The organism is Rhodococcus sp. R1101, assembly GCF_000278445.1.
GTDB classification, from domain to species: Bacteria; Actinomycetota; Actinomycetes; order Mycobacteriales; family Mycobacteriaceae; genus Rhodococcus; species Rhodococcus gordoniae.
This window is the reverse complement of sequence record NZ_AJVB01000875.1, coordinates 1-711: the sequence shown is the minus strand read 5'-3', so window position 1 is coordinate 711 and position 711 is coordinate 1. Positions and strand designations below refer to the sequence as shown.

The window sequence follows — 711 nt, the reverse complement described above, 5'->3', positions numbered from 1 at the left end:
GGTCGCGGCGTTCGCGTGCTATCTGGCCCGCCTGACCGGCCGCGACGACGTGATGATCAACCTGCCGGTCTTCGCCCGCACCACCGCCGTGGCCCGCCGCTCCGGCGGCATGCTCGTCAACACCGCACCGCTGCGCATCTTCCTCGACCCGGGCGACACCCGCACCGATCTGGTGCGGCGGGTGCAGCTCGAGCTCACCGGGGCGCTGCGGCACCAGCGGTTCAGCCTCGAGGACATCCGCCGCGAGACCGGCGCGGCCGGCGACCCGCACCGCTATGCCGGGCCGATGGTCAACGTCATGCTGTTCCGGCAGGAGATCGTGCTCGGCGACATCCGCGGCGAATTCCACATCATGACCTCCGGTCCCGTCGAGGACCTGCTGGTCAACATCTATCAGAGCGGCGACCCGGCACGGACCTATCTGGACTTCCGCGGCAACCCGCACCGCTACGACGAGGACGAACTGCACACCCACCACGACCGGTTCGTCGACCTGCTCGGCGAGTTCCTGCGCAGCGCACCCGACCGGGCGGTCACCGCGATCCATCCGGCCAGCGTGGCACTGGCGGAGCAGCGTCGCCGGGCCGCGGCCACCGCCGACTACTGGCGGGAGCAGCTCGCCGGCGCCCCCGAACGGTCGGAGCTGCCCCGCCCGGTCACCGCGCCCGCCACCGACACCCCCGCCGACGTCGAGGACCGGTTGGCGGTGAC

General features: G+C 72.2%; 1 protein-coding gene. It reads left to right on the top strand.

From position 1 onward, the window contains the following. Positions 1-711 (top strand): condensation domain-containing protein (locus R1101_RS28865; RefSeq protein ID WP_037225298.1); only part of this gene is annotated, 711 nt, incomplete at both ends.